Source organism: Pseudomonas sp. PA15(2017), assembly GCF_001945395.1.
Classification (GTDB): Bacteria; Pseudomonadota; Gammaproteobacteria; order Pseudomonadales; family Pseudomonadaceae; genus Aquipseudomonas.
Genome location: NZ_MSXV01000008.1, coordinates 16,884 through 37,207, shown reverse-complemented (window position 1 = coordinate 37,207; position 20,324 = coordinate 16,884). Strand labels below are relative to the sequence as shown.

At 64.0% G+C, this 20,324-nt stretch carries 16 protein-coding genes; 13 read left to right on the top strand and 3 right to left on the bottom strand.

Annotated features, from left to right (window positions below):
• Positions 1-155 precede the first annotated feature (155 nt).
• The 11 genes from BVH03_RS03250 (at position 156) to yegQ (ending at position 12,579) form a co-directional block, all read left to right on the top strand.
• Positions 156-947 carry a transporter substrate-binding domain-containing protein gene (locus BVH03_RS03250; RefSeq protein ID WP_075959874.1) on the top strand — a complete coding sequence of 264 codons (792 nt, stop codon included), beginning with the start codon at positions 156-158 and terminating at the stop codon, positions 945-947.
• Between the two features lie 86 nt (positions 948-1,033).
• On the top strand, positions 1,034-1,996 hold the full coding sequence (locus BVH03_RS03245) for an amino acid ABC transporter permease (RefSeq protein ID WP_075959873.1): 963 nt from the start codon (positions 1,034-1,036) through the stop codon (positions 1,994-1,996).
• The gene (locus tag BVH03_RS03240) at positions 1,989-2,723 is read left to right on the top strand and encodes an amino acid ABC transporter ATP-binding protein (protein ID WP_075928803.1); all 735 of its coding nucleotides are present in this window, start codon (positions 1,989-1,991) and stop codon (positions 2,721-2,723) included. Before BVH03_RS03245 ends, BVH03_RS03240 begins: the two co-directional genes overlap by 8 nt.
• A gap of 193 nt (positions 2,724-2,916) precedes the next feature.
• Positions 2,917-3,417 (top strand): ATP-dependent zinc protease, encoded by a 501-nt coding sequence (locus tag BVH03_RS03235; protein ID WP_075959872.1) that lies wholly within the window; start codon positions 2,917-2,919, stop codon positions 3,415-3,417.
• Between the two features lie 105 nt (positions 3,418-3,522).
• On the top strand, positions 3,523-5,550 hold the full coding sequence (locus BVH03_RS03230; protein ID WP_075959871.1) for a methyl-accepting chemotaxis protein: 2,028 nt from the start codon (positions 3,523-3,525) through the stop codon (positions 5,548-5,550).
• Positions 5,551-6,306: 756 nt separating this feature from the next.
• Entirely contained in the window at positions 6,307-6,984 is a 678-nt protein-coding gene (gene creB / locus BVH03_RS03225; protein ID WP_075959870.1) for a two-component system response regulator CreB, read from the top strand.
• Positions 6,985-7,012: 28 nt separating this feature from the next.
• The gene (creC, locus tag BVH03_RS03220; protein ID WP_075959869.1) at positions 7,013-8,434 is read left to right on the top strand and encodes a two-component system sensor histidine kinase CreC; all 1,422 of its coding nucleotides are present in this window, start codon (positions 7,013-7,015) and stop codon (positions 8,432-8,434) included.
• A 346-nt stretch (positions 8,435-8,780) separates the two neighbouring features.
• Complete coding sequence (locus BVH03_RS03215) at positions 8,781-9,218, top strand: CBS domain-containing protein (protein ID WP_075959868.1); 438 nt, start codon at positions 8,781-8,783, stop codon at positions 9,216-9,218.
• 148 nt (positions 9,219-9,366) lie between these two features.
• A complete protein-coding gene (gene creD, locus BVH03_RS03210; protein ID WP_075959867.1) occupies positions 9,367-10,713 on the top strand; it encodes a cell envelope integrity protein CreD in 1,347 nt (448 codons plus the stop codon).
• Between the two features lie 43 nt (positions 10,714-10,756).
• Positions 10,757-11,059 (top strand): hypothetical protein, encoded by a 303-nt coding sequence (locus BVH03_RS03205; RefSeq protein WP_075959890.1) that lies wholly within the window; start codon positions 10,757-10,759, stop codon positions 11,057-11,059.
• A gap of 212 nt (positions 11,060-11,271) precedes the next feature.
• On the top strand, positions 11,272-12,579 hold the full coding sequence (gene yegQ / locus BVH03_RS03200) for a tRNA 5-hydroxyuridine modification protein YegQ (RefSeq protein WP_075959866.1): 1,308 nt from the start codon (positions 11,272-11,274) through the stop codon (positions 12,577-12,579).
• Between the two features lie 126 nt (positions 12,580-12,705).
• Here the strand turns inward: yegQ and BVH03_RS03195 are convergent, their stop codons facing one another.
• On the bottom strand, positions 12,706-13,413 hold the full coding sequence (locus BVH03_RS03195) for a PolC-type DNA polymerase III (protein WP_075959865.1): 708 nt from the start codon (positions 13,411-13,413) through the stop codon (positions 12,706-12,708).
• Positions 13,410-15,341, bottom strand: coding sequence for a putative nucleotidyltransferase substrate binding domain-containing protein (locus tag BVH03_RS03190; protein ID WP_075959864.1), 1,932 nt, complete (start codon positions 15,339-15,341; stop codon positions 13,410-13,412). Before BVH03_RS03190 ends, BVH03_RS03195 begins: the two co-directional genes overlap by 4 nt.
• 200 nt (positions 15,342-15,541) lie before the next feature.
• On the opposite strand from BVH03_RS03190, the gene BVH03_RS03185 reads away from it, so the two are divergent.
• Together BVH03_RS03185 and BVH03_RS03180 are read left to right on the top strand one after the other, a co-directional pair.
• Positions 15,542-16,585 carry a glycoside hydrolase family 5 protein gene (locus BVH03_RS03185; RefSeq protein WP_075959863.1) on the top strand — a complete coding sequence of 348 codons (1,044 nt, stop codon included), beginning with the start codon at positions 15,542-15,544 and terminating at the stop codon, positions 16,583-16,585.
• Between the two features lie 86 nt (positions 16,586-16,671).
• Positions 16,672-17,715 carry an acyltransferase gene (locus BVH03_RS03180; RefSeq protein WP_075959862.1) on the top strand — a complete coding sequence of 348 codons (1,044 nt, stop codon included), beginning with the start codon at positions 16,672-16,674 and terminating at the stop codon, positions 17,713-17,715.
• 148 nt (positions 17,716-17,863) lie between these two features.
• On the opposite strand, the gene BVH03_RS03175 is transcribed toward BVH03_RS03180, so the two are convergent.
• On the bottom strand, positions 17,864-20,041 hold the full coding sequence (locus tag BVH03_RS03175; protein WP_075959861.1) for a malate synthase G: 2,178 nt from the start codon (positions 20,039-20,041) through the stop codon (positions 17,864-17,866).
• Positions 20,042-20,324: the final 283 nt, after the last annotated feature.

Sequence of the window (20,324 nt, the reverse complement as noted above, 5' to 3'; positions counted from 1 at the left end):
GCTGCTGTTTGTCGCTGATCCGGCGCGTATCTCTCGCCATCGGCGGCGATCACGGTTAGCATGCCGCGCCGCCTTATCGAAGGGCCAGCCGCTCGCACCGTGCCGGTGCACGAGCCTGAGCCGGCCCCATAATCGTTTGCCTTTCAGGAGCAAGAATGAAAAAGCTTGTCGCCTCACTGCTGTTATCCGTCTGCGCCTTCACCGGCTTCGCCCAGGCTGGCGTCATCGACGACGCGGTCAAGCGCGGGACCCTGCGCGTGGGCATGGACCCGACCTACATGCCCTTCGAGATGACCAACAAGCGTGGTGAGATCATCGGCTTCGAAGTCGACCTGCTCAAGGCGATGACCAAGGCCATGGGCGTCAAGCTGGAGCTGGTCTCCACATCCTATGACGGCATCATCCCGGCCCTGCTGACCGACAAGTTCGACATGATCGGCTCGGGCATGACCCTGACCCAGGAGCGCAACCTGCGCATCAATTTCTCCGAGCCCTTCATCGTGGTCGGCCAGACCCTGCTGATCCGCAAGGAGCTGGCTGACAAGGTCAAGAGCTACAAGGATCTGAACAGCGGCGACTACCGCATCACCTCGAAAATCGGCACCACTGGCGAGATGGTCGCCAAGAAGCTGATCGCCCAGGCCAAGTACAGCGGTTTCGACAACGAGCAGGAAGCGGTCATGGACGTGGTCAACGGCAAGGCCGACGCCTTCATCTACGACGCGCCGTACAACGTCGTGGCGGTGAACAAGGCCGGCGCCGGCAAGCTGGTGTTCCTCGACGAGCCGTTCACCTTCGAGCCCCTGGCCTTCGGCCTGAAGAAGGGTGACTACGACAGCATCAACTGGATCAACAACTGGCTGCACCAGATCCGCGAAGACGGCACCTACGATCGGATCCATGCCAAGTGGTTCAAGAGCACTAACTGGCTGAAAGACATGGAATAAGCGCGCCAGCGCTGTATTTCGCTACACCCGGCGCGCGGCTAGTCCGCGCGCTGTCATGTTGGCAACTCAACGGGTAGACACTCACCGTGGCTAAACAGAAGAAAGCCCAGTGGCCCTGGCACCTGCTGACCGGGCTGATCCTGGTCCTGGGTATCCTGGCAATCTGGTATTCCACCTCGCTGATCTCTTACGAATGGCGCTGGAACCGCGTTCCCCAGTACTTCGCCTACCATGCCGAAGAAGCGCAACGGGCGGCCGACTATGGCCGTGTCGAGAGCATCAGCCGTGAGGGCAGCGACGCCCTGGTCACCCTGCTCGGTGAAAGCGGCGAACAGCAGCAGCTCAGCGTGGCCGGCGACAGTCTGCAACTGAGCGAAGGCGACGATGTTGCCGAGGGCGATATCATTGGCGTCAACCGGCATTGGGCCGCCGGGCCGCTGCTCTGGGGGCTCTGGACCACGCTGTGGATTTCCGTGGCGGCGGGGGTGTTCGGCTTGCTGATCGGTCTGGTCACCGGTCTGTGCCGGCTCTCGGCCAACCCGACGCTGCGTCATCTGTCGACCGTCTACGTCGAGCTGGTGCGCGGCACGCCGCTGCTGGTGCAGATCTTCATCTTTTACTTCTTCATCGGCACGGTGCTTAACCTGTCCCGCGAGTTCGCCGGCGTGGCAGCGCTGGCGTTGTTCACCGGCGCCTATGTCGGCGAGATCGTCCGTGCCGGTGTGCAGTCCATCGTTCGCGGCCAGGATGAAGCGGCCCGATCACTTGGCCTGAGCGCCGCGCAGTCGATGCGCCACGTGATCCTGCCGCAAGCGTTCAAGCGCGTGCTGCCGCCGCTGGCCGGGCAGTTCATCAGCCTGGTCAAGGACACCTCGCTGGTCTCGGTGATCGCCATCACCGAGCTGACCAAGAGCGGCCGCGAAGCCATCACCACCTCGTTCTCCACGTTCGAGATCTGGTTCTGTGTCGCGGCCCTTTACCTGGTGATCAACCTGCCGCTGTCGCAGATCGCCAACCGCCTGGAACGGAGGCTCGCGCAAAGTGATTGAAGTCCGTGATCTGATCAAGGTGTTCGACGCCCGCGGCCAGCAGGTGCGCGCCGTCGACGGCGTGACCACCCAGGTGGCACGCGGCGAGGTACTGGTGGTGATCGGCCCGTCCGGCTCCGGTAAGTCGACCTTCCTGCGCTGCCTCAACGGCCTGGAAGAGCTGGACGAAGGTTCGGTCAGCATCGATGGCCTCGATCTCGCCAACCCGAAGACCGACATCAATGCCTACCGTCGTGAAGTCGGCATGGTGTTTCAGCATTTCAACCTGTTCCCGCACATGACCGTGCTGGAGAATCTGTGCCTGGCGCAGAAGGTCGTGCGCAAGCGCGGCAAGGCCGAGCGTGAAGCCAAGGCCCGGGCGCTCCTCGACAAGGTGGGCATCGGCCAGAAGGCCGGTGAGTTTCCGTCGCGCCTCTCCGGCGGCCAGCAGCAGCGCGTGGCCATCGCCCGCGCCCTGTGCATGGACCCCAAGGTGATGCTGTTCGACGAGCCTACCTCGGCCCTCGACCCGGAAATGGTCGGCGAAGTGCTCGACGTGATGAAGCAATTGGCGCTCGAAGGCATGACCATGGTCTGCGTTACCCACGAGATGGGCTTCGCTCGCGAAGTGGCCGATCGCGTATTGTTCTTCGATCACGGCAAGCTGCTGGAAGACGCGCCGCCTGCCGAGTTCTTCGCCCAACCGAAGGATGCCCGGGCCCAGGCGTTCTTGCGGCAGGTGTTGTAGCGAGAAGGCCGGGGTTGCTTCAAGGCAGAAGCTGCCGTTCGCCGCTCCCACAAATACCCCGCCGATGTCCGCTCCCGCCACAACGCGGCCGCCCAGGCGCCGCTTCGAGCACGCATCGCTCCGGCAGTTTTCCAGAACCATTCACGCCTGCCCCAGTCCCAATGTTCTCCATTTCACACGAGGACTTTCAGGCGTGAAAACCGTTCTAGCCTTGCTGGCCGCTGCCATTACCCTGCCGGCGATGGCCAATCAGCCGACTCTCTACGGTCGCTACGAATACATTCAATTGCCCCAGCTCGGCCAGACCCTCAAGGCCAAGATGGACACCGGCGCCATGACCGCTTCGCTGTCGGCCCGTGACATCGAGCAGTTCGAGCGTGATGGCGAGGACTGGGTGCGTTTCCGCCTGGCCGTCGACGATGCCGACGATCAGGTTTTCGAGAAACCCCTGGCGCGGGTCACCGAGATCAAGAATCGCGCCGAGGAGGGCAGCTCCGCCAAACCGTCCTATTCCGCGCGCCCGGTGGTCAACATGGACATCTGCCTGGGTGAGGAGCTGCGTAACATCGAGGTCAACCTCACCGACCGCAGTCACTTCGACTACCCATTGCTGATCGGCGCCAGCGCTATCCGCAAGTTGGATGCGGCCATCGATCCCTCTAATCGCTATACCGCCGAGCGGCCCAACTGCTGATTTGCCGAGACTGCGCTGCCGTTTCACGCAGTCCGGTGTGATTCTTGCCTCGAAATGGCACATTGCCACGGCGTTTTGGGACCGTGGCGCGTTCCGAGGTGATGTATGTGGGGATTGCTCAAACCGGGTATACGGGTGCTGGAGCGCGTCAGCTTCGCCCGCAAGTTCCAGCTGCTGTTCGTGCTGTTCGTCGTTCCCCTGGGCTATGCGCTCTGGGTGATGATGAGCGGCAACCTCGAGCGCATCGAGTTGCTACGCAGCAAGGTAGACGGCATGCAGGGCGTGCAGGAGCTGGGCGCGGTCGAGCAGGAACTGCACGAGCAACGCCTGTTGCTGGCGCGCTGGAAGGGTAACGACAAGGCGGCCGAGGCGCTCCTGCGCGAGCGGAGCAGCAAGCTCGGCGAAGCCCTGGCGGCCGCGACCGAGCAGGTGAAACTCATCCCCAGCGAGGAAACCGGCCGGCAACTCGAGGCCTTGCAGGCTTCGGTGGCGGAGCTGGACCTGGCGGTGTTGGGTAAAATGGCACTGCTCGACGCACTCGAGCGTTACCAGAGCACACTCTCGCAGCTCGGCGTGCTGCGTGAGCAGGTCGCGAGCGACAGCGGTCTGATTCTCGATCCCTTCCTCGACACTTACCTGATGATGGAGCAACTGACCCTGACTCTGCCACGCCTGTCCGAGAACCTGGGCAGCTTCGCCAGCCAGGGATATGGTTCGCTGGTGGCGCAGCATTTCACCCTGCAGAACCGGGTGGCGGTGCGTGACCTGCGCCGTTCGCTGGAACAGGCTGGTGCACAGATAGCCAAGTCGCGCACCGCTTTGCAGCAGGCTTCGCCGCGCGCTCTGCAAAGCCTGCAGCAGCCATACGCTCAGGTCGAAGAGGGTCTGCAGAAGTTTCTCGCCGAGGTCGACCGCGATATGTTCGAGGCCAGCCCCATGGTGCTGCAGCCCGCGCAGTTCGTGCAGCAGATCCAGGCGTTGCAAGAGAACCTCACAGGCTTGCGCCAGGCGGTGTACGAGCAGTTCAATTCCAACATCGGCGACTATCAGGGCAATGCCCGCCAGGACATGCTGCACACCACGTTGATTTTCGCCGTACTGACCCTGCTGGCGCTGTACCTGCTGCTATGCCTCAACGCCTCCATCCGTCGCAGCACCGCTGGCATCATCCAGGCCGCCGAGGGCCTGCGTGACGGCGATTTGCGGGTGTGCATGCAGGTGCATGGCGCCGACGACCTGGCGGCGATCTCCACCGCACTGAACACCGCCGTCGCCCAGTTGCGTGATTCCATGCAGGGTGTTGGCCGCGAAGGGCGGAGCCTCGATGAGACCGTGCGTAGTCTGGGAAGCCAGGCCGCGGGCTCGCTGAGCGCGGTCGAACAGCAGCAGGCGCAGATGAGCCAGATCGCCACCGCTGCCACGCAGATGGCCGCCACCGCCCAGAGCGTGGCGCAGAGCTGCGAGCAGGCCGCCCAGGAGGCCGGGCAGACCCGCGAGATCGCCAACCAGAGCAACCAGCGCAGTGCCCGCACCAGCGCCAGCATGCGTGAGCTCAGCGGGCGCCTGGCCGGCAGCGCACAGACCCTGCAGAAGCTGCGCCAGCAGACCGAGCAGATCACCCGGGTGGTCGACGTGATCAAGGGCATCGCCGAGCAGACCAACCTCCTGGCACTCAATGCGGCCATCGAAGCGGCGCGTGCCGGCGAGCAGGGCCGTGGCTTCGCGGTGGTCGCCGATGAAGTGCGCTCGTTGTCGCAACGCACCCAGAATTCCACGGCGGAGATCGCCCAGACCGTTGGCGATCTGCACAAGGTGGTGGGCCAGTCCGTGGCCGAGATGGAGCAGGCCATGCAGCAGGCCGAGGGCGATGTGGGTAACGTGCTGGCGATGAGTGCGGATCTCGACGGCATCGTCGAGTCGGTGCAACGCGTCAGTGACCGCTTGGCGCAGATCGCCACCGCTGCCGAGCAGCAGGCCGCTACCGCCGACGAGGTGAGCGGCAATATTCAGCAGGTCGATCAGGCGGCCAGCGAGTTGCTGGACGGCGCGCGCATGGTCAGCGACGCCAGTGAGCAACTGCGTCGCGGCAGCGAAACCCTGTCGCGTAACACCGGCCGTTTTCGCGTGGAATAAGCGCTGCAGAGTAGCTGGTCAATAAATGAACGATCCCTTGCAGTCCTTGAATCCATTGGCCTGCAAGGGATGATCTTCAGGTTGTCCACAGGCTCATGCACGGGCATTGTGTATGAATGCTGGTCTGCTGCCGCAGCCGGATTACAGGCCCGCACAAGTCGGTAAAGTCAAGCGATACAGTAGGTTGGAGCATCTCTGAATGGGGCTGGTCAATAACTGATCAGGCGCCCAGATGCCACGCATGACGTGGCCTCCACGGTTCGATACCAGGCTTATCCACAGAATCTTCCACGGCTATTGTGTATAGCGATCTGCCTTGACGGAGATTTTTGTAGATGACATCGCTCCTTCGTTCAACGCGCAAATATTTTCATCACTTTTGATCATTGCTCAGTAAATGATCAGTGCGCTGGAGCGCCCGGTTGTCATGACCTGCAGCCGACCATGCAAAGGTTATCCACAAAGTATTCCACGCAAGTTGTGTATTGTCCCCAGTGTGCTGATATATCCACGGGTCTTGACAGAATTCCTTTAATAACAGCGGGTTGTCACGTTTTCAGCTGTGAATAAAGCGCTGGTCAAATAATGATCGGTTGACCGAAAGGCGCGTCTTCAGTGGCCTTCAGCACTTCGCTCCAAGCTTATCCACAGAATGATCCACCTGATTTGGGCATGAGTGGTGAGGCCTCGTGCTATTGACGCTCGCCACGGCCTCGCGCAGGCTCCGCACCCCACGTGCCGCAAGGATTGCCAACCATGGCGACCATCCTGATCGTCGAAGATGAAGCCGCAATCGCCGATACCCTGGTTTACGCCTTGCAGGCCGAGGGCTTCGTCACCCGCTGGTCGACCCTCGGCGGCGAGGCGCTGGCACTGCTGGAGCGCGAGGTTTGCGACCTGGTGATTCTCGATGTCGGCTTGCCCGACATCAGTGGCTTCGAGGCCTGCAAGCGGCTGCGACGGTTTTCCGAAGTGCCGGTGATGTTCCTGACCGCGCGCAACGACGAGATCGACCGCGTGGTGGGGCTGGAGATCGGCGCCGATGATTACGTGGTCAAACCCTTCAGCCCGCGGGAAGTGGCAGCGCGGGTCAAGGCCATTCTCAAGCGCGTGACGCCCCGCGAGCCTGTCGCCAGGCCCGGCGAAGGCCCGTTTCATCTCGACAGCGAGCGGGTACGCATCGCCTACCACGGCCAGCCCCTGAGCCTGACCCGCCTCGAATTCCAGTTGCTGCAATGCCTGCTCGGCCAGCCCGAGCGGGTGTTCAGCCGCGAGCAGTTGCTCGACGCCATAGGCGTGCCGGTCGATGCCGGCTACGAGCGCAATATCGACAGCCACATCAAGAGCCTGCGCGCCAAGCTGCGCCAGGTCGCGGCCCACGCCGAGCCGATCCAGACCCATCGCGGGCTGGGCTACAGCCTGCGCCTCGAATAGCGATGCGCACCGCTCAGGAGGCCTGCTGATGCCGCTCGGCGTTCGTATCTTTCTGGCCTACTTCCTGTTCGTCGGGCTGTCCGGCTGGTTCGTGCTGAGCACGGTGATGGACGAGATTCGCCCCGGCGTGCGCCAGTCCACCGAGGAGACCCTGGTCGATACCGCGCACCTGTTGGCGGTGCTGCTGCGCGAGGACGTGCGCGATGGCCGCCTCGCCCAGGGCCAGTTGCCCGAGTTGCTCAAGGCCTACGGGCAGCGCCAGCCCGGTGCGCAGATCTGGGGCGTGGCGAAGAACCAGGTCAACCACCGCATCTACGTCACCGACGCCAATGGCATCGTGTTGCTCGACTCCAGCGGCCTGGCGGTGGGGCAGGACTATTCGCGCTGGAACGACGTCTACCTGACCCTGCAGGGCCGTTATGGCGTGCGCTCGACCCGTGAAGACTCCAATGACCCGGACTCCTCCGTGATGTACGTGGCCGCGCCCATCGTCGATGGCGAGCGGATTCTCGGCGTGGTGTCGGTGGCCAAGCCCAACCGCACGTTGCAGCCTTACATCGAGCGCTCGCAGCGGCGCCTGGGCTGGCTCGGTGCCGGGCTGATCGGCCTGGGCCTGCTGGTTGGCGGGCTGCTCAGCTGGTGGCTGAGCGGCTCGCTGCGCCGTTTGACCCGTTATGCACAGGCGGTCAGCGAGGGCCAGCGCGCCGAGTTGCCCCAGGTGCGCGGCGGCGAACTCGGCCAACTGGCTCAGGCGGTGGAGCACATGCGCACCGAGCTGGAGGGCAAGGCCTACGTCGAGCGCTACGTGCACACCCTGACCCATGAGCTGAAGAGCCCACTGGCGGCAATCCGCGGCGCCGCCGAGCTTTTGGAAGGCGAGATGCCCGAAGCCCAGCGCCAGCGCTTCGTGGCCAATATCGGCGAAGAAGGCGAGCGCGTGCAGAATCTGATCGAGCGTTTGCTGCACCTGGCCCAGGTCGAGCAGCGCCAGGGTCTCGAAGAGCGTGTCGCCGTGCCGTTGCAGCCGATGATCGACGAGCTGCTGCACGCCCAGATGGCGCGCATCGAACAGCGCCAGGTGCAGGTGGATAACTGCGTCGATGCCTCGCAGACCCTGCTCGGCGAGCGTTTCCTGCTGCGCCAGGCGCTGAGCAACCTGCTCGACAACGCGCTGGATTTCACACCGCCCGGCGGGAAGATCCGCTTCGATTGCACAACCGATGACGGGGCCGTGCAGCTACTGCTGTTCAATCAGGGGCCGACGATTCCCGATTACGCCCTGGCGCGTCTGACCGAGCGCTTCTACTCCCTCGCGCGGCCGGCCACCGGGCGCAAGAGCACCGGCCTGGGGCTGAATTTCGTGCAGGAGGTGGCGCAACTGCACGGTGCAACGCTAAGCATCGCCAACGTCGAGGGTGGCGTGGAGGTATGCTTGCGCTTCCCGCGCTAAGAACCTGATCATGATCTTTGAGCTCAGGCTCATCGATTTTGGCAGTTAAGTGGCGGGAGCGGCCGTTCGTTCCCGAAGGATGGACTGGAGATTATCTGTGGGAGCGGGCCATGCCCGCGATTTTTCGCGCGCATGGCGCGCTCCCACAGTGGATCGGCGAACGGCCGCTTCTGCCTTGAAGCTGCCCCATGCGCATCCTCAGAAAGATCGTGAACAGGTTTTAGGCGCCGTAGCTGCGACCTCGGTCATGCTGGCGGCGACTTGTGGCGAGCCCGGTGCGTACAGATGCCCGCACTTTGGCTATTCTGAAGCCGTTCGCCAATCTACCGGAACAGGAAGAACGCGCATGAAAAAGACCGTGGCTGACGTGCTCAAGAGCAAGCCCATATCCAACGTATACAGCGTCACCCCAGACAGCAGCGTGTTCGCGGCGGTGAAACTGATGGCCGAGAAGGGCATTGGCGCCCTGGTGGTGCTCGAAGGCGAGCGCCTGGCGGGCATCGTCAGCGAGCGCGACTACGTGCGCAAGGTGGCGGTGCAGGAGCGCTCGCCGGCCAACCTCAAGGTCAGCGAGATCATGACCAGCAAGGTCATCACCGTGACGCCCGAGGAAGACAGCCGCCACTGCATGGAGCTGATGACCACCGGGCGCCTGCGCCACCTGCCGGTGATCAGTGAGGGGCGGCTGGTTGGCCTGCTGTCCATCGGCGACCTGGTCAAGGACATCATCAGCCAGCAGGAAAACCTGATCCAGCACCTGGAACAGTACATCCGCGGCGAATGAACGACGCATCAGGCGCGGCGAGTAGCGTATTGGTCCGCCCGCCGCGCTGACCTCCCGCAACTCCCACATAATTTCCATCCGCGCTCCACGCTGCCTCCACCGGGCGTGGCCAGACTGCGTGCATCCCCACTGCACGGAGCGCTGTGCCATGAACCGAAGCCTGCTGTTCAAACTGGGCATCATCGCCCTGCTGATACTGTTGATGATTCCCCTCTTGTTGATCGATGGCCTGGTGGGCGAGCGCCAGGGCGCACGAGACGGGGTGCTGCGCGACATCGCCCGCAGCTCGAGCTACGCCCAGCAGATCACCGGGCCGATCATGGTGGTGCCGTACCGCAAGAAGGTGCTGACCTGGAAAACCCGCAAGGACAGTGACGAGCGTTATCAGGAAGAGTCCATCGAGCAGGGTCGCCTGTACTTTCTTCCGGAGCGCTTCAGCCTCGATGGCGACGTGCGTACCGAGTTGCGTTATCGCGGTATCTATCAGGCGCGCCTGTACCACAGCGATAGCCAGGTCAGCGGCGAGTTCATGGTGCCCGCCAACTATGGCATCAGCGACGTCGACGCCTACTGGTTCGGCGAGCCCTCTATCGCCGTGGGCATCAGTGATGTGCGCGGCATCGGCAACGACCTCAAGCTGCAGCTCAATGGCGCCAGCCTGAGCTTCGAGCCGGGCAGCGGCGACGACAACTTCGGCAGCGGCGTACACGTGGCGCTGCCGCCTCGCGATACCCGCAATGAGCAGGTCTACCGCTTCGCCTTCGACCTCAAGCTGCAGGGCACCGAGCAACTGAGCATCACCCCGGTTGGCCGCGAGAGCCAGGTCAGCCTGCGTTCGGACTGGCCACACCCGAGCTTCATCGGCGAGTTCCTGCCCAGCCAACGGGAGGTGAGTGAAAAAGGTTTCACCGCCAAATGGCAGACCAGCTTTTCCGCCACCGATATGCAGGATGCCCTGAGCAGCTGCGTCAGCGGCTCCTGCGCCGCCATGCAGAGCCGGGCGCTCGGGGTCAGCTTCATCGACCCGGTGGACCAGTACCTCAAGGCCGATCGGGCGATCAAGTACGCGCTGCTGTTCATCAGCCTGACCTTCGCCGTGTTCTTCCTGTTCGAAGTGCTCAAACGCATGGCCGTGCACCCGGTGCAGTACGCCCTGGTGGGCCTGTCCATGGCGCTGTTCTACCTGCTGTTGCTGTCGCTCTCCGAGCACCTGGGTTTCGCCGTCGCCTACGGCCTGTCCGCCCTGGGCTGCGTGGCGCTGAACACCTTCTACGTCAGCAGCGTGCTGCGCAGCTGGTTGCGCGGGGCGGCCTTCGGCGGTCTGCTGGCTGCCCTGTACGGGCTGCTCTACGGCCTGCTCAGCGCCGAGGACTACGCACTGCTGATGGGCTCGCTGCTGGTATTCGGCGTGCTGGGCTGCGTGATGGTGCTGACCCGCAAGCTCGACTGGTACGGCGTCGGCCGCCCGGCCACCAGCGACACCTTCACGTCCTGACCCTTTGCCGGGGCGTGCCGAGGCGCGCCCCATGGAGATCGCCATGCGAGTCCTGATGCAATTTTCCGCCTGCTTCGCCCTTGGCCTGTGCATCGCCGGTGTACTGCTGATCGGCATGATGTTCGTCGGCCGCTTCGACTGGATCGAGGCGCTCATGCTCAGCGGCTGGCCGGTCGCAACCCTGGGCCTGCAACTGTTGCCAGCGGCGTTCTGGAACGGCCTGACGGGCGTTACCGATGCGGCGGCCAACAGCACCGTGCAGTCGTTCCTGCAACTGTGCGTGGCCATGGCGCAGATCGCCCTGTTGTTCGCGATGGGGCTCTTTCGCCTGTGGTACCGGCGATGAGCGGGCGTGTCGGGCTACGTGAGGAGCGCAGGGCAGGGAGGCAACTGGCACGTTGCATCGCCCGGTTGTTCCCTGCGCCGTGTCCGGTTCGCTGCGATGGCCGCCGGTCGCTGGAACAGGTCGGGCGCGCATCGTCATAGACCTGGATCAAGGGATGGGCAAGTCGGTGTCTCTAGAATCGCCGGCCCCGTTTTTCGCGAGTGCGTTGCTCCATGTCCAGCCAACCGTTTCGCCCCGAACTGCCGTCACCGGCCGGCAGCCTGAAGAACATGCGCTACGCGTTCGCCTACGGCGCCGATGCAGTGTACGCCGGGCAGCCCCGCTACAGCCTGCGGGTGCGCAACAACGAGTTCGATCACGGCAACCTGGCCCAGGGCATTCGTGAGGCGCACGTGCTGGGCAAGCGCTTTTACGTGGTGGTCAACATCGCCCCGCACAACGCCAAGCTGAAGACCTTTCTCGACGACCTGCAACCGGTCATCGACATGGCGCCGGACGCGCTGATCATGTCCGACCCGGGGTTGATCATGCTGGTGCGCGGCCGTTATCCACAGATGCCCATCCACCTCTCGGTGCAGGCCAATGCGGTGAACTGGGCCAGCGTGGCGTTCTGGCAGGGGCAGGGCCTGGAGCGGGTGATCCTGTCGCGGGAGCTGTCGCTCGGCGAGATCGAGGAAATCCGCACCCAGGTGCCGGAGATCGAGCTGGAAGTATTCGTCCACGGCGCCCTGTGCATGGCCTATTCGGGACGCTGCCTGTTGTCCGGCTACCTCAAGCGCCGCGATCCCAACCAGGGCGCCTGCACCAACGCCTGCCGCTGGCAGTACGACCTCAAGGCGGCTGGCGAGAACGAACTCGGCGAGGTCGTCCGGGTGGTCGAGCCGACGCTGGGTATCGGCGCGCCGAGCGAGCAGGTATTCGTGCTCAAGGATGGCGAACAACAGATGCCGGTGTTCGAGGACGAGCACGGCACCTACATCATGAACTCCCGGGACCTGCGCGCCGTGCAGCACGTCGAGCGGCTGGTGAAGATGGGCGTGCATTCGCTGAAGATCGAAGGGCGCACCAAGAGTCATTACTACTGCGCGCGCACCGCCCAGGTGTATCGCCAGGCCATCGACGATGCGGTGGCGGGTCGGCCGTTCGACCGCGGCCTCATGGTCAACCTGGAGTCGCTCGCCAATCGCGGCTACACCGAAGGCTTCCTGCGCCGCCACGTGCATGACGAGTATCAGAATTACGGGCACGGCAGCTCGCTCTCCGATCGCCAGCAGTTCGTCGGCGAACTGAGCGGCGATCGCCGTGGCGAGTTGGCCGAAGTGCGGGTGAAGAATCGCTTCACGGTGGGCGACGGCATGGAGCTGATGACGCCCAAGGGCAACCAGCGCTTCACCCTGGCGCATCTGCAGAATCGCGCGGGCGAGCCGATCAGCGTGGCCCCCGGCGATGGCCATGTGGTGTACCTGCCGGTGCCGCCCGAGGTGGATCTGCGCTTCGGGCTGCTGATGCGTGACGTGTAGTGCGGTGTCGCCCTTCCTGGGTATCGCTGCGCTCAACCGCAGGCTACGAATCTGCAGCTAACCGCAGTTTTGTAGCCTGGGTTAGCCGACCGAGAAATTCTCGGATCAAACCGAGCACTGGAGCGATTACAACGACGGTGCTTGCTGCCGTCTGCGCCAACCCGCGAGCCGTTGCTCCAGTGCCTTGAGGCTGTCGACCTGTTGCTTGCGCGCGCGGCTGAACAGGATCAGCGCCAGTTCGGCGGTCACCAGGGCGTCGGCGCTGGCGTGGTGGCGTTGGCCGACCTGCAGGCCGAAGTGCGCGGTCCAGTCGTCCAGGCCGCCGTTGCGGATCTCCGCCTGGGGACAGAGCATGGGGGCCAGTTCGGCAACGTCGTAGAACGGGTGGCGCAGGCGCAGGTTGAGGGTGTCCTTGAGGGCGCGGGCCAGCATGCGCTGGTCGAAGCCGGCGTGAAAGGCCAGCAGCGGGCTGTCGCCGAGAAACTCCATGAACGCCAGCAGCGCTTCGGCCGGCTCGATGCCGGCGGCGATGTCGCTGGGCGCCAGGCCATGGATCAGCACGCTGGCGCTGACGGTGTGGCCGTCGCGGTGCAGGGTGCACTCGAACTGTTCACCCAACTGGATGGCGCCGTTGTCGATGACCACGGCGCCAATCGACAGCACTTCGTCACGTTTGAGGTTCAGGCCACTGGTTTCCAGGTCGAGCACCACCAGGCGTTGCCGCGCCAGGGGCGTGTCGTCAGCTGGCCGTGGTGCCGGCAGGAGGGTGCAGCGTTGCTGTTGGGCGGCGGGCAGGGCGGTGCGGCGGCGGGTCAGCCAAGCGAGTGCGTTCATAGTTGGTAGCGTAGCCCCAGGCTGGTTTGCAGACGCTGGGCCTGACGGAAGGATTCGCGCAGGATGCGTCGGTCCAGGTGATTGAGGCTGTCCGGGTCGAGGCGGTTGGAATAGGGCTGGGCCTGGCGGGCCTGTAACTGATGCTGCTGCAGGCGCGTCTGCTGGATGAAGTGGTAGGCCTCCTCATAGGCGGCGCCATCCAGCTTGTCGATGATCCCGCGCTCGCTCAGCTCGCGCAGGCGCTGCTGGGTGTTGCAGGCCTTGATGCCGTTGGCCAGTGCCAGCAGGCGAGCGCCATCGACGAAGGGCGTGAGGCCCTGGGACTTGAGGTCCAAGGTGTCCTTCTCGGCGCCGCGCCTGGCCACCACGAAGTCGCGAAAACGCCCTACCGGCGGGCGCTGGCGCAAGGCGCTGTCGGCCATCATGCGCTGGAACAGACGGTTGTCGGCGATTTGCCCGAGCAGCTCGTCACGCAGGGTTTCGCAGCCGCTGGCATCGCCCCACACGGTGCGCAGGTCGAAGTAGATGGTCGAGGCCAGCAGGTTTTCCGGCGACGCCTCGCGGATGAAGCCGGCGAAGCGCCGCGACCATTCCTGACGCGACAGGCACAGCTGTGGGTTGCAGGCCATGATGTCGCCCTTGCACAGGGTGAAGCCGCAGCGCGCCAGGCGTTGGTTTATCTCCATGGCCAGCGGCAGCAGGCGGCCACGAATTTCTGCCGCCTGCACGTTGTCGCGGGCTTCGAAGAGGATGCCGTTGTCCTGGTCGGTGTGCAGGGTCTGCTCGCGCCGGCCCTCGCTGCCGAAACACAGCCAGGCGAAGGGCACGCCGGGATCGCCCAGGTCCTCGAGGGTCAGCTCGATCACCCGGCACACGGTGTGGTCGTTGAGCAGGGTGACGATATGGGTGATCTGGCTGGCGCTGGCGCCGTGGGCGAGCATGCGGTCGACCAGCTGGCGGATGTCCTCGCGCAGCGCGGCCAGGGTTTCCACCCGGCCGGCATGTCGAATGGTGCGCGCCAGGTGCACCAGGTCGACGCGCTGCAGGGAGAACAGGTCGCGTTCGGAGACCACGCCGCACAGCTTGCCCTGTTCCACCAGGCAGACGTGGGCGATATGCCGCTCGGTCATGGCGATGGCGGCGTCGAAGGCACTGGCGCCCGGTGGCAGATGGAACGGCGCCTGGGTCATCAGGCTGCTGATCGGCTGTTCCAGTGAGCTGCCGTCGGCCACTGCGCGGCGCAGGTCGCGCAGGGTGAAGATGCCCTGGGGACGCAAGTCCGGGTCGACGATGACGATGCTGCCGACCTGCTGCTCGTGCATCTGCCGCACCGCGTCGCGCAGCGGCAGGTCGGGCGCACAGGAAATCGGTTGGCGCATGGCCAGCTCGCCCAGGCGAGTATCGAGCGAGTACTGCGAACCGAGGGTTTCCACGGCGCGCATCTGCACCTGCTGGTTGACCTGGTCGAGCAGGCTGCTGACGCCGCGCAGGGCGAAGTCGCGCAGCGGTGTGGACTGGCCGAACAACCGGGCGAAGGCGGCCTTGTCGAGCAGCAGGCAGAAGGTATCTTCAGCGGCCAGGTGGGCGGTGCGGGTAGCGCGCTCACCGATCAGTGCGGCCATGGGAAAGCATTCGCCGCTGGTGATCTCGAAGGTGGTTTCCGTGCCGCGCCGTGCCGAGTGCGGGCGCTGACCGTGCACGCGGCCCTGTTTGACGATGTACAGGTGCTGCACCGGGCCATCGTCCGGGTGGATGATCACCTCGTCTTCGCCATAGAAGCGCAGCTGGCAGTGCTCGACCAGGTAGGCGAGATGGGCAGCATCCATCTGGTTGAAGGGCGGGAACTTGTGCAGAAATTCCATGGTGCCGTGGACGTTCTGGCGTACCGCTGTCTTGCCGGCCTGGACGAAATCGTTGGCTGGTTTCATTGCGCGCGTTCCTTTTGTTCTTGTAGCGGCATGGTGGCGAGCCGTGCCGTGAATCGACATAGGACGTAAGTCTAGGCAACAGATCGCCGGGCCGATTATGCCGGCCTGCGGTGAACCTCTCACCTCTATTGGCGTCCTGATGTGTCTGAGACGCGTTTTTCAGGCCGTCATCCCTTCCAGGCACAGAGGAGACATCATCCATGAATGGCAGCATTCTGCGTCACGCCGTGGCGCTCGGCACCAGCATCCTGTTGAGTTGCGGCGTCGCCAGCGCACAACAGAAGCCCGTCGAACTGATCGGCATCAACGTCGCGGGCGCGGGATTCGCCAGCTCGGTGCTTCCCGGCAAGCACGGCACCAACTTCTTCTTCCCGCCCAAGGGGTATTACGAGAAGTGGCAGCAGAAAGGCATCAGTTGGGTGCGCTTCTCCTTCATCTGGGAGCGGCTGCAGCCAGAGGCCAATGGGGAGTTGGACGAGACCTATGCCAAGCTGATCGACAAGACCCTCGACGAAGCACAGCAGGCCGGTATCGAGGTGATGCTCGACGTGCACAACTACGGCCGCTATTACGGCAAGGTGATTGGCACCGACGACGTACCAATTTCCGCCTATCAGAACCTGATGGAGCGCATCGCCAAGCGCTGGGGTAGCCACCCGGCCGTGTATTCCTACGACCTGATGAACGAGCCCTATGGCGCGGCCAACAAGTTCTGGCCGCAGGTGGCCCAGGCCGGTATCGACGGTGTGCGCAAGCATGACGCGAAGAACGATATCTACGTCGAGGGTGCCGAGTATTCATCGTCGCTGCGCTGGCCCAAGCTCAACGACAACCTGCTCGACCTGAAGGACCCGGCCAACAAGCTGATCTATTCGGCGCACATGTACATCGACCCGGATGCCAGCGGCACCTACAAGACCGCACTGGCCGCCGACCTCGATCCGCAGATCGGTATCAAACGTATCGAGCCTTTCGTCAATTGGCTGATCGAGCACAACAAAAAGGGCCATATCGGTGAATTCGGCGTGCCGGCCGAAGACGCGAGCGGCCTCAAGGCGCTGGATCAGACGCTCGCCTACCTGCAGAAACACTGCATTCCGTTCACCTACTGGGCAGCCGGGCCATCGTGGGGCAACAACAAGCTGTCCGTCGAGCCGGTCAAGGGTGTGGATCGTCCGCAATGGGCGGTGCTGCAGAAGTACCTGGGGGGCGGCAACTGCACCAGTATCGGGCCGGGAACCTGAGGCGCGGGTTGACGCTCTGATCAGCGTGGTGGCGCTCGAGTCGCCGCCATCGCCCCTCCGCCGTACCCGATCTCAAGGATGCTCGCATGACAAACCGCAATCTATGGGTGGATTACGCCAAGGCCATCGGCATCCTCCTGGTGGTCTATGGCCATGTGGTGCGTGGCTTGCTCAACGGCGGCATCATCACCGAGAACGTGGACTTTCACTGGCTGGTGGACAGCATCATCTACACCTTCCACATGCCACTGTTCTTCTTCCTGTCCGGGCTGTTCTTCTGGCACTCGTTGAACAATCGCGGCAGTGCCGGGCTGTTCTGCAACAAGATCGACACCATCTTCTATCCCTTCGTGCTCTGGTCGCTGCTGCAAGGCACCATCGAAGTGGTGCTGGCGCGTTACACCAATGGTGGCGTTGGCATGGGCGAGGTGCTGGCGCTACTGTGGTCGCCAAGGGCGCAGTTCTGGTTCCTGTATGCGCTGTTCGCCGCCTTCTGCCTGGCGATCCTGCTGTACCGCCGCTTTTCTACACGGGCCTTCCTGCCCTTGCTGGTGCTCAGCGCGCTGTTCTATCTGCTGCAGCAATGGACCCCGCGCGTGGCCGCATTGGTGTTTCTGGCCCAGAACTTCGTGTTCTTCGCACTGGGCGTGTGGTTCAACCAAGTCCGCGGCAGCATCGAGCCGCGTGCGTCGGCCGTGGCGCTCGGCAGTGGTCTGGCCTTCGTGGTGGCGCAATACGTGTTCCATGGCGTGCTCGGGCTGACCTATGCCGACCGCGGCGCGGCGTCGCTGGTGGTGGCCTTCATCGGCATCCTGTTCACCGTCAGCCTGTGCATGGTGCTGGCGCGCCGGCCGATGGGCTGGATGCTGACCCTGGGCGCGCTGTCGATGCCGATCTTCCTGATGCACATCCTGGCTGGCAGCGGTGCACGGGTAATCCTCAGCAAGTTCCTGGGCATCAACGACGACACCTTGCATATCGTCGTGGGTTGCCTGGCCGGCGTGCTGCTGCCGATCATCGCCGCGAAGATTCTCCAGGCGCTGGGCATCAACTGGCTGTACGAGATGCCGGAGCGCTTTTCGGTCTATCGCTGGCAGCAACGCCGCGTGGCGCCACAGCCGGCAGGATAAGAATCTGGGTGTCGCTGCGCTCGACCACAGGCTACGAAGCGATTTTGTAGCCCGGCGTCGAGCGAAGCGACACCCGGGATGGCGCCGGACTAATTGGCCGCAAAAAAGAAAACCGCCTCTCGGCGGTTTTCTTTTTTTTCGTTGACGCTTAGCGCGCCAGGCTGGCCTTCAGTTCCCGACGACGGCGGTGCAGCACCGGCTCGGTGTAGCCGTTGGGTTGCTTGGCGCCTTCGAGTACCAGCTCCACGGCTGCCTGGAAGGCGATGTTGCCGTCGAACCCAGGCGCCATCGGGCGATACAGCGGGTCAGCGGCGTTTTGCCGATCCACCACTGGCGCCATGCGCTTGAGGCTTTCCAGCACCTGCGCCTCGCTGACCACATCGTGGCGCAGCCAGTTGGCCAGCAGCTGGCTGGAGATGCGCAGGGTGGCGCGGTCTTCCATCAGGCCGATGTCGTTGATGTCCGGCACCTTGGAGCAGCCGACGCCCTGGTCGATCCAGCGCACCACGTAGCCGAGGATGCCCTGGGCGTTGTTGTCCAGCTCGTTGCGGATTTCCTCGTCGCTCCAGTTGGTGTCTGGCGCCAGCGGAATACTGAGGATCTCATCCAGCGAGGCCGGGGTGCGCTTTGCCAGCTCGGCCTGGCGGGCGAACACGTCGACCTTGTGATAGTGCAGCGCGTGCAGGGTGGCGGCGGTCGGCGAGGGCACCCAGGCGGTGTTGGCGCCGGCCAGTGGGTGGCCGATCTTCTGTTCGAGCATGGCGGCCATCAGGTCGGGCATCGCCCACATGCCCTTGCCGATCTGCGCACGGCCCTGCAGGCCACTGGCCAAGCCGACGTCGACGTTGTTGTTCTCGTAGGCGCTGATCCACTTCTCGCTCTTCATGGCGGCCTTGCGCACCATGGCGCCGGCTGCCATGGAGGTATGGATTTCGTCGCCGGTGCGGTCGAGGAAGCCGGTGTTGATGAACACCACGCGCTCGCTGGCCGCGTCGATGCAGGCCTTGAGGTTGACGGTGGTGCGCCGTTCCTCGTCCATGATGCCGACCTTCAGGGTGTTGCGCGCCAGACCCAGTACCTGCTCGACGCGGCCGAACAGGTCGCTGGTGAACGCCACTTCTTCGGGGCCGTGCATCTTCGGTTTGACGATGTACACCGAGCCGGTGCGGCTGTTGGCGCGGCTGTTGTTGCCGTTGAGGTTGTGCAGCGCCGCGAGGCTGGTGCACAGCGCATCGAGGATGCCTTCGGGCAGCTCGTTGCCGCTGGCGTCGAGCACCGCCGGGTTGGTCATCAGGTGGCCGACGTTGCGTACGAACAGCAGGCTGCGCCCGTGCAGGGTCAGCTCGCCGCCGTTCGGCCGGGCGTAGACGCGATCCGGATTCATGGTGCGGGTGAAGGTGCTGCCGCCCTTGCTCACCTCTTCGCTGAGGTCACCCTTCATCAGGCCCAACCAATTACGGTAGACCAGGGTCTTGTCGTCGGCATCCACCGCGGCCACCGAGTCTTCGCAGTCCATGATGGTGGTCAGCGCCGACTCCATCAGCACGTCCTTCACGCCGGCGGCGTCGGTGCTGCCGATCGGGCTGGCAGCGTCGATCTGGATCTCGAAATGCAGGCCGTTGTGCTTGAGCAGGATGGCGATGGGCGCGGCGGCCTCGCCCTGGAAACCAACCAGCTGGTCGGCATCGCGCAGGCCGCTGATGTCGCCGTTGGCCAGGGTTACCAGCAGTTTGCTGCCTTCGATGCGGTAGCCGGTGACCTCGGCGTGGGAGCCGGTGGCCAGCGGCGCGCCTTCGTCGAGGAAGGCGCGCGCGGTGGCGATCACCCTGTCGCCGCGTACGCGGTTGTAGCCCTTGCCCCTTTCGGCGCCGCCTCTCTCGCTGATCGCATCGGTGCCGTACAGCGCGTCGTACAGCGAGCCCCAGCGGGCGTTGCTGGCGTTGAGCGCGAAACGAGCGTTCATTACCGGTACCACCAGCTGCGGGCCGGCCATGCGGGCGATCTCGTCGTCGACGTTTTCGGTGCTGGCCTGCACGTTTTCAGGCTGTGGTTGCAGATAGCCGATCTGCTCCAGGAAGGTTTTGTAGGCCGCTGCATCGTGGGGTGTTCCGGCCCGCTCGCGGTGCCAGCCGTCGATCTGCGCCTGCAACTGATCGCGCTTGTCGAGCAGTGCCCGGTTCTTTGGCGCCAGGTCACCGAATACGGCATCGGCGCCGGCCCAGAACGCATCGGCCGTCACGCCGCTACCGGGGATGGCTTCGTTGTTGATGAAATCGAACAGCACCTTGGCGACCTGCAGGCCACCGACTCGAACACGCTCAGTCATCTCTCGCCTCTCTGCTTCGCTTAGCCTCTGTAACGGCGGGAACCCTCGGTGCTGCGCAGGCACACCGCCTCGGGGCCGTGGTCGACGGCTGCCCGCGTTGCGGCGGTGTGTCTGGAGGTGCTTCGTGAGCGGGGTTTTCCACAACCAGCAGGACTGGGTTTGGGTTCATGTAGTGGGTTTTGTTCGATACTACATGAACAAATCGGGAAAAACAGTCCAGAAATGAGCGACGCGACCTTGGTCGTACTCCTCGCCGCCACCTGCCGTCGAGAGCTGCCTATAC